Here is a 9,178-nt window from a genome sequence, read left to right on the forward strand (position 1 = left end):
CCCCTGCGGCGTGAATGGTGCCAGCGGCGCCGTGGCCGCGCAGCGAATGCCGGGAGGGCCGTTGAACGGGCCGAGTGAACCCCAGCCGTCCGAGCCCCCGACGGGCGGGCCGGTGAACGGAGGCGCCACCGCGGGGCCCCGGCACCCCTCCCGGGCGGGCCGGATCGTCAGGAGCACCGTCTCGGCCGTGCTGATCACGCTGACCTGCATCCTGGTGCCGGTCTCGCTGCTCACCGTCTGGGTGCACGACATCGCGCTGGACACCGACCGGTACGTCAGCACGGTCGCGCCGCTGGCCACGAACCCCGCGATCCAGGACGCCGCGGTCAACCGGATCACCCGGGCGGTGGACGTGAAGGTGGACGGTCCGGAGGTCGCCTCCGACCTGGCCGCCTGGCTCCAGTCGCAGGGCCTGCCGCCCCGGGCCGCGTCCGCCGTCAAGTCGCTGGGGCCCAAGATCGACGACGCGGTGGACCAGGTGGTCTCCAAGGCGGCGACCAAGGTCGTGCGGAGCGACGCCTTCGACACCGTCTGGACGCAGGCGAACCGCGCCGCCCACACGGCCGTGGTCCAGGCCCTGACCGGACACGGCCGCGGCGCGGTCGGAGTCAGCGACGGCACGGTCACCCTCGACGTCGGGAAGGCCGTGGACCAGCTGAAGGACCAGCTGGTGGCCGCGGGGCTGACACCGGCCGAGAAGATCCCGGACGTGAACAAGCATCTGGTGCTGTTCCAGTCCGACAAGCTGGCCAAGGTCCGCGGGGCCGCGCACGCGCTGGACGTGATGGGCAACTGGCTGCCGGTGATCACCGTGGTGATCGGTCTGGTCGGCGTCCTGCTGGCCCGGCGCCGGCGCCGGGCCCTGGTGTCCACGGCGCTCGGCGCGGCGGGGGCCGGCCTGGTGGTGGCGATCGCCCTGGTGATCGCCCGGCACTACTACCTCGACCACCTGCCGCCCGCCGTGCAGTCCCGGGATGCCGCGGCCGCGGTCTTCGACACGCTGCTGAGGTTCCTGAAGGTCAGCCTGCGCACCCTCGTCGTCCTGGGCGTGGTGGTCGCGCTCGGCGCCTACCTCTCCGGGGCGGGACGGCTGCCGCGGGCCGTGCGCGGCGGGGCCGACCACGCCGCCGACTCGGTCGCCGGCTGGAGCGGCGCGCACGGCGTGCACACCGGACGAGCCGGAACCTGGACCGACGCCCACCGCCGCCGGCTCGCCCTCGCGGCGCTGCTGATCGTGGCCCTGGTGTTCGCCCTCTGGAACCACCCGACGGTGCTGACCGTGCTGCTGCTCGTCCTGGTGCTCCTCGTGGTCCTCGCCGTCCTGGCCCTGCTCGCCGCCTCCGGACGGGTCGCCGGCCCAGGACGGGGCGGTGCGCCCGGCGGGGCCGACGCGCCCGGAGGCGGCGGGGCGTCCGGAGGCGGCGGCGCCGAGAACCCCCGGGAGGAGAGCTGAAGGGGCTCCACCAGGGACGTCCGGGCCACGGCCGCGGCCGGTCCGCGCCACGACAGGACGGGGATCCGGTTCTACCGTGAACGTAGGACTTCTGTTCCACCCTCCCGCCTACCGCGGTCCGCGAGGCGGTTGCCATCGAAGGAGTCACCGTCATGACGAGCAGCGTCAGTGGAGTCGGCAGCAGCCAGATCCCCCAGCCCCAGCGGCACCCATACGCGTCCGGGTGGACCATCTTCGCGGGGGTCATGCTGATCACCGGCGGTCTCATGGCGGTCTTCGAGGGGATCTCCGCCATCGCCAAGGACGACCTGGTCGTCGTCACCCGCAACTACGCGTACTCGCTGAACAGCGCCGGCTGGGGGTGGATCCACCTCATCCTCGGCGTCCTGATCGTCGTGGCGGGCGTGGCGGTCTTCAGCGGCGCCCTCTGGGCCCGGATCTTCGGTGTCGCCCTCGCCGGGCTGGGAATGATCGCCAACTTCCTGTGGCTGCCCTACTACCCGGCGTGGGCGATCGTCCTGATCGCGATCGACGCCCTCGTCATCTGGGGGCTGTGCCACGGCGGCCTCAAGCAGGCGGCCGAATGACCCCCGAGGAGGCCCGTCCCTGACCGTTCGACCGGCCCGGATCCCGGCATCCGCCGAGGTCCGGGCCGTTGCGTGCCCACCGGGAGCATCGGCGCCGTCCCGCCGCGGAGGGGTCCCCGTCCGGCCCGGACGGGCGGCGGGACGGCCTGTGAGGCCCGGGTGAAGGTCGTGGGTGGGGCCGGTGATCGGCCGTTGATCGGGCGTAGACGGCGAGCCAGGAGCATCGGGAACCGGAGGGAGCCGGTCGGAGGCCACAGCCTGATCGCCGGGTCCCGTACGGCCGGACCACGGGCCGTGCGGGCGCCCGGAGCTGAGGCCGCCACCGGTCCCGACGCCAGGAGGAGTCCGGACCACGAAGGGCAGACGAGGCATGGACGGCGGGCAGTCGGTGCAAGCGGTGAGAACGGCGGCGGGCTTCGGCGAGCTGCTGCGGCTACGGCGCGAGCGGGTCGGGCTGACCCAGCAGTGCCTGGCCGATCACGCGACCCTGAGCGTGCGGGCGATCCGGGACATGGAGAGCGGCCGGGTGCGCCGGCCCCGCAACGAGACCGTCCGGCTGCTGGCGGACGCGCTGCGGCTGGAGGGCCGCAGCCGGACGGACTTCGAGGAGACCGCCCGCCGGCACCCGCTCGCGGACGAGCCGGTGGCCGAGCCGGCCGCCCCGCCGGTGGCCCGCGGGGCGATCGTCGGCCGGGACATGGAGGCCGAGGTGCTGGCCGACGCCTTCGCCGTGCACGGGGACCGGCTGGTCTCGCTGGTGGGCCTGGGCGGGGTCGGCAAGACCCGGCTCGCCCTGGAGGTGGCCCGCCGGCTGCACCTGGCCGTCCGCTGGTCGGTGCGCTGGGTGGACTGCGGCGGCGGCCCGCACCTCTGGCGCGCGCCGCTGGACGACCTCGCCCGGGACATCGGCGAGCGGCCCGCCCTGCTGGTGCTGGACGGCGCCGACGGCGGGGTGGACGCCGGGCAGCTGGACGGGTTGTTCCACCGCTGCCCCGGGCTGCGGGTGCTGATCACCGCCCGGGAGGCCCGGCCGCTGCCCGGGGGACAGGTCATCCCGCTCGCGCCACTGCCCGTCCCGGCCCCCGAACTCGACGCCGAACCGGAGGCGCTGGCGCAGGTCGGGGCCGTCCGGCTGCTGCTCTCGCACCTGTGCCGGCTGCGCCCCGGCTACACCCTGGAGCGCTCCGAGGCGCCCGCCGTCGCGGAGCTCTGCCGCCGCCTGGACGGCCTGCCGGGCGCGCTGGAGCGCGCGGCGGGGTGGGCGCTGGTGCAGTCCACCTCCCAGCTGGTGGCCGGGCTGGCGGTCGTCCCGTTCACGCTGGCGGCGCCGCCCGTGGTGTTCGGTGCGCGCGGTGACCTGCGGGACGAGGTGGAGCCGGCGATCCGGCGCCTGACGGAGCGCCAGCGCGCCCTGCTGGAGGTGCTCGTGGACGAGCCGGGGGACTGGTCGGGGGAGGACGCGGTGGTCCGCAGCGGCTGGACGCTTCAGGCCTGCCTGGCCACGGTGCACGAACTGCTGTCGCGCGGGCTGATCCGCAGCGTGCCCGCCCGGGACGGCGTGCGCTTCACGGTGCTCAACCTGTGCCGGCGCCTCGTCCGGGAGGAGCCCGGGATCCGGCTGGGGCCGGCGGGGGACGGCCCGCTGCTGGCCGTCGCGGGCTGACCGTGAGGCGTCGAACGGCTGCCGATTCTGCCGCTTAATGCCGCAGGAGCTGCCGCTTGCCGGGCCCGATCGTTCCTAGCGTTCTCCGTGGGGCCGGACCGCCGCGGGAACGCGCCGGAACGCCATCGAGGATCTCTACCGATGAGGGCTGAGTCGTGGAGCACGGAAACGCCGAACAGAACGGTCTGGACGTCGTCGTGACGACGACGGCCTCGGATTCGCACACCTGGAACCTGGTCTTCCTCCAGTTCCTGCTGGAGGAGACGGGCCACCGGGTGACGAATCTGGGCGCATGCGTCCCGGACGCGCTGCTGATCTCCGAATGCCGCCGGATCGAACCGGACCTGATCGTGATCAGCAGCGTCAACGGGCACGGCTTCCAGGAGGGCCTGCGGGTGATCGAGGCCCTCCGCGCCTGCCCGGAACTGCGGCGCACCCCGACCGTCATCGGCGGCAAGCTCGGCATCGCCGGGGCCGACGACCCCGACCGCGAGCGGACGCTGCTGGCGGCCGGCTTCGACGCGGTCTTCGAGGAGGGCGCCGCGGTGGCCGGGTTCCGCGAGTTCGTCGGCGGACTGCGCTCCGGGGTCCTGCTGTGACGGATCCTGCTGTGACGGATCCTGTGGTGACGGGCCCCGCAGTGACGGGTCCCGCCCGGGCGGGCTTCGGCGCGTTCGTGGCCCAGGCCGCCGAGGCCGGCGCCCTGGTGGTCCAGCCCCGGATGGGCATGGCGCGGGCGGCCGTGATGCGGGAGGGCCTGCTCGCCACCCGGGGAGCGGCCGCCGTCACCGTCGGCACCATCACCCTGGACAGCTACACCCGCACCGGCGACCTCGACGCCGCGCGGCGTGCCCTGGCCGCCGGGGCGGGCCTCAACGGCTACCCGATCGTCACCCACCCGGTCGAGGTCACCCGGGAGGTGCTGCGCGGGGTGGCGGACGCGGGATTCCCGGTGCAGGTCCGGCACGGCTCGGCCGCGCCGGAGCGGATCGTCGAGGCGCTGCTGGCGGCCGGCCTGGACGCCACCGAGGGCGGACCGGTCTCCTACTGCCTGCCGTACGGCCGCACCCCGCTGCACGAGGCGGTGGCGCGCTGGCGGCGCAGCTGCGAAATCCTCGCCTCCGTCCGGGAGTTCGGCGCCGAGCCGCACCTGGAGACGTTCGGCGGCTGCATGATGGGACAGCTCTGCCCGCCCTCGCTGCTGATCGCCATCAGTGTGCTGGAGGCGCTGTTCTTCCGTCAGAACGGGCTGCGCAGCATCTCGCTCAGCTACGCCCAGCAGGCCAACGCCCGCCAGGACGAGGAGGCGCTGGCCGCGCTCGGCCGGATCGCGGGGGAGCTGCTCGCGGACGTCGACCGGCACCTCGTGGTGTACGCGTACATGGGCGTGTACCCGCGCTCGCCCGGCGGCGCGCGGCTGCTGCTGGAGGACGCGGCGCGGCTCGCGGTGCGCGGCGGCGCGGCCCGGCTGATCGTCAAGACCACGGCCGAGGCGCACCGCATCCCCACCGTCGCCGAGAACGTCCGGGCGCTGGAGACCGCGGCCGCGGCCGCCGCGGCGGAGCGGGGCCGGCCACGACCCGTCGCCGCGCCGGACACCGGGATCGAGGCCGAGGCCAGGGCGCTGATCGGCGCGGTGCTCGACCTGGACGCCGACGTCGGGCGGGCCCTGGTGCGGGCGTTCGCGGCCGGCTACCTGGACGTGCCGTACTGCCTGCACCCCGACAATGCCGGGCGGACCGGCAGTTCGCTGGGCCCGGACGGCCGGCTGCACTGGTCCGGCGTCGGCTCGATGCCGATCGCGGGGCTCGTCGAGCGCGGCCGGGCGCCGATCCTCGGCTCGGCCGGGCTGCTGGCCGCCCTCTCCCACGTCCGGCGCGGCTACGACGGCCGGGCCGAGTACGCGGCCGCCTCCGTGGCGGCGTCCGCCGCCCGGGGCCTGCCGGTGGCGCGCTGAGCCGCCCGCCGGGCCGCGAGGCCCCGACCCGCCCGTCGTTCAAGCACCCCCGCCCGCCCGCCGCTCCACCACCGACGACCGCCCGCGCCTCCGACGGCGGGCCACGGACCACCCGAGAGAACAGGACCCCGACCATGCCCGACACCACGCCCCGGCCCCCGGTCGATCCGGGCCGGCACCTGACCGCCCCGACCACCCGCAGCGCCCTGCGGATCCAGCAGCAGCTGCTCGCCGCCGCCCGCGAGTTCCTGCGCGGCCGGGGCTTCACCGAGCTGCTGCCGCCGATCATCGGCCCGGTCACCGACCCCGGTGCGCGTGGCTCCAAGCAGGTGGACATCGACTTCTACGGCCACCGCTACAAGCTGATGACCAGCGCGATCCTGTACAAGCAGGCCTCGCTGCTCGCCTTCGACAAGATCTTCTGCATCGCCCCGAACGTCCGGCTGGAGCCGCTGGAGACCGCCGGGACGAGCCGGCACCTGGCCGAGTTCCACCAGCTGGACGTGGAGGTCGCCGGCGCGAGCCGGGACGACGCCGTCCAGCTGGCCGAGGAGCTGGTGGTGTACATGGTCGACAGCACGGTGCGCGAGCTGCCCAAGGAGTTCGCCGAACTCGGCCGGGACCCGCAGGCCTTCGCCGAGCTCCTGAAGGGCTCGTTCGGCCGCGTCCGGCACGCCGAGGCGGTGGCCGAACTGCGCGGCATCGGGCACCCGCAGAGCCTGGACGCCGAACTCGACTGGGAGGGCGAGGCATTGCTGTCGGACCGGCGTGACCGGCCGTTCTTCGTCACCGACTACCCGAAGGGCTCGCGCGGCTTCTACGACCGCGAGCACCCGGAGGACCCGGGCCTGCTGCGGAACTTCGACCTGCTCGCGCCCGAGGGCTACGGCGAGCTGTGCAGCGGCAGCCAGCGCACCAACGACTACGCGGAGATCGTCACCCGGATGCGGGAGACCGGCGAGAACCCGCAGAAGTACCGCTGGTACCTGGACCTGGTGCGCGAGGGCGTGCCGGCCAGCGCGGGCTTCGGCATCGGGGTCGAGCGGCTCACCCGGTACGTCGCCGGGCTGGACGCCGTCTGGCAGGCCAGCGCGTTCCCCAAGGTCGCCGGGGTGGTGTCACCGTGAGGGAGCGCAGCGAGCTCACCGTCGAGCGGAGCGGGGCGGACGCCGCCGCCGTGAAGGACCTGACCGCGCCCGGCTTTCCGGAGGAGGAGGTCCGGCGGCGGGCCCGCGTCGGGGCGGCCGCGGCGTTCCCGCCCGCCGAGGAGTACGGGCGGGTGCTGTTCGGCGCCGGCCGGCCCGGGGAGCCCGCGCAAAACGACGCGCTCGACGCCCTGCGGATCGTCCCGCCGCTGTTCCTGCCGCAGCGGCTCGCCAAGCTGATCGACCTCGGCCGCGAACCCGACTACCGGGACGTCGAACTCGCCACCGCCATCGGCGGGTTCGCCTCGGCGCTGCCGGTCTACGTGTCGGCGACCGGCTCCACCCGGGCGGCCGGCGGCGACCTCGGGCTGGCCCTGAGCCGGCAGGCCGGGGCGCTCGGGATCCCGATGGTGATCGGCGAGAACGTGGTGCCGGTCAACGGCTACGGCCGGCTCGGTGAGGCGGCCGACCGCACCCTGCTCGGCCGGCTGCGCGCCTACGGCGAGCAACTCCCGGACGGGCTCGGCGGCGTGGCCGTGCAGCAGAGCACCGAGGACGCCGACGCCGAGGTGTGGAACCTCGTCCACAGCGATCCGGCCGCCCTTCCGCTGCTCGAATCCGGGCGGCTGGCCTTCGAGTTGAAGGTCGGCCAGGGGGCCAAGCCGGGCCTGGGCGGGATGACCGTGCTGGACGCGGAAGCCGCCGCCGCGCTCGGCGACCGCTTCGGGCTGGACCCGCTGTTCGGCGACGGCCGGGTGCTGCGCGCCGCCACCCCGGGCACCTTCACCGCGGAGATCCTGCGCCAGCAGATCCGGCTGATGCGCAACAACTACCCGCGGGTGCGGATCTGGGTGAAGCTCTACCCCGGCCGGGACGTGGCCGAGGCCGCCCGGGTGGCGCACGAGGCCGGAGCGGACGCCGTCGTGGTGGACGGCGCCGAGGGCGGCACCGGCTGGGCGCCGGGGGTGTTCCTGCCGCACGTCGGCCTGCCGCTCGCGGAGTGCCTGCGCCGGCTGGCGGCCGCGCCGCCGCCCTCCCTGCTGGTCTCCGGGCGGATCTGGGAAGGCGCCCGGGCGGTCAAGAGCCTGGCGCTGGGGGCCCGTGCGGTGGGCCTCGGACGGGCGGCGCTGCTCGCCGTCGCGGAGGACCGGGAATCCGGTCTGCGCCGTTTCGCGGAATGCCTGGCGCTGGAACTCCGACTGCTGATCAGTTCGCTCGGGAAATACTCCCCCGAGGCCCTGGACGGGGCGGACGTCTGGTCCCCCGAGAATTCCTGAAACACCCTCGGCCGGTAGCCCTGGCCTGCCTGGAAAGCGGCATGATGAAACTGCCGATTTCCTTCCGCTCATTCTGCCGATAGGGCCGTCGAATTCCCCCTATCGTCGCTTTCGTCGCCGATTTCTCTCACGATCTGGGGTTGGATGATGTCCTCGCGCGGTTTCCCCACCGAATTCACGGCGCCCGGTTTCGCGCCGTTCGCCTCCGCCGTCGCCCGCTTCCCGGAGCGGCCGGCCGTCCGGGCCGGCGGCCGGACGGTCGACTACCGGGAGCTGGACGGCCTGACCGCCGCCCTCGCCGCCCGGCTCGCCCCCGGCCGGACGGTCGCCGTGACCGGCCGCGACCGGCTGGACCACGTGGTCGCGCTGCTCGCGGCGCTGCGGGCCGGCGCCACCTACCTGCCGCTGGACGGGGAGGCCCCCGAGGAGCGCAACCGCTGGATCGCCGAGGACGCCGGGGCCCACCTCGCCCTGAACGGCGAGGAGCTCACCGAAATCGGCGGAGGGGCGGGCGGGAACGCCGGCGCCGGCTACGTCATCTACACCTCCGGCACCACCGGCCGCCCCAAGGGCGTGCACGTTCCGCTCGCCGCCCTGGCCGGCCACCTGGCCGGTGTCGTCGAGACCTTCGGCCTGACCGAACGGGACGTGGTGCTGCAGTTCGCCCGTCCGACCGTGGACGTGGCCGTCGAGCAGGTGCTCGGCGCGCTGTCCGCCGGGGCCTGCCTGGTCCTGCCGGAGCAGCGGCTCCTGGCCCCGGCCGCGCTGCTGGACCTGCTGGACGCCGAGGGTGTCACCGTCGCCAACCTGGCCGCGGGCTACTTCCAGGACGTGGTGGCGGCCCTGGGCGGCCGGGTGCCGTGCACCCTGCGGCTGATGATCTCCGGCAGCGACAAGCTGGAGCCCGCCACCGCCGCCGCCTGGTGGTCGGCGACCGGGGTGCCGCTGCTGAACGCCTACGGCCCGACCGAGACCGTGGTCACCGCCACCACCCACCGGCTCGACGGCACGCCGGAGCAGCCCGCCGCCCGGGTGCCGATCGGCACCGGGGTCGGCGCGCGCCGCCTCCACGTGCTGGACGGGCGGCTGCGGCCGG

Annotated in this window: 9 protein-coding genes; 8 read left to right on the plus strand and 1 reads right to left on the minus strand. The window is 74.9% G+C overall.

Annotated elements, in window-relative coordinates:
* A partial coding sequence (locus tag ACIQOV_RS13640) for a hypothetical protein (RefSeq protein WP_401048327.1) occupies positions 1–198 on the minus strand: 198 nt, incomplete at its 3' end.
* On the opposite strand from ACIQOV_RS13640, the gene ACIQOV_RS13645 reads away from it, so the two are divergent.
* From ACIQOV_RS13645 to ACIQOV_RS13680, 8 genes are all read left to right on the plus strand, one after another.
* The gene (locus ACIQOV_RS13645; protein WP_401048329.1) at positions 188–1,453 is read left to right on the plus strand and encodes a hypothetical protein; all 1,266 of its coding nucleotides are present in this window, start codon (positions 188–190) and stop codon (positions 1,451–1,453) included. The genes ACIQOV_RS13640 and ACIQOV_RS13645 overlap by 11 nt on opposite strands.
* Positions 1,454–1,605: 152 nt before the next feature.
* Positions 1,606–2,040 carry a hypothetical protein gene (locus ACIQOV_RS13650; protein ID WP_401048330.1) on the plus strand — a complete coding sequence of 145 codons (435 nt, stop codon included), beginning with the start codon at positions 1,606–1,608 and terminating at the stop codon, positions 2,038–2,040.
* 388 nt (positions 2,041–2,428) lie between these two features.
* Positions 2,429–3,703 carry a helix-turn-helix domain-containing protein gene (locus tag ACIQOV_RS13655; protein WP_401048332.1) on the plus strand — a complete coding sequence of 425 codons (1,275 nt, stop codon included), beginning with the start codon at positions 2,429–2,431 and terminating at the stop codon, positions 3,701–3,703.
* Between the two features lie 155 nt (positions 3,704–3,858).
* Positions 3,859–4,302, plus strand: coding sequence for a cobalamin-dependent protein (locus tag ACIQOV_RS13660; protein WP_359898267.1), 444 nt, complete (start codon positions 3,859–3,861; stop codon positions 4,300–4,302).
* A 26-nt stretch (positions 4,303–4,328) separates the two neighbouring features.
* Positions 4,329–5,660 carry a methylaspartate mutase gene (locus ACIQOV_RS13665; protein ID WP_401048334.1) on the plus strand — a complete coding sequence of 444 codons (1,332 nt, stop codon included), beginning with the start codon at positions 4,329–4,331 and terminating at the stop codon, positions 5,658–5,660.
* A 134-nt stretch (positions 5,661–5,794) separates the two neighbouring features.
* Complete coding sequence (locus tag ACIQOV_RS13670; protein ID WP_401048335.1) at positions 5,795–6,787, plus strand: asparagine synthetase A; 993 nt, start codon at positions 5,795–5,797, stop codon at positions 6,785–6,787.
* A gap of 50 nt (positions 6,788–6,837) precedes the next feature.
* Complete coding sequence (locus tag ACIQOV_RS13675) at positions 6,838–8,082, plus strand: glutamate synthase-related protein (protein ID WP_401048338.1); 1,245 nt, start codon at positions 6,838–6,840, stop codon at positions 8,080–8,082.
* A 144-nt stretch (positions 8,083–8,226) separates the two neighbouring features.
* Positions 8,227–9,178, plus strand: a 952-nt coding sequence (locus tag ACIQOV_RS13680) for an AMP-binding protein (RefSeq protein WP_401048337.1), incomplete at its 3' end; no start/stop codon positions are given.

Origin of the sequence: Kitasatospora sp. NPDC091257 (assembly GCF_044757675.1) — a bacterium.
Taxonomy (GTDB): domain Bacteria; phylum Actinomycetota; class Actinomycetes; order Streptomycetales; family Streptomycetaceae; genus Kitasatospora; species Kitasatospora lactacystinica.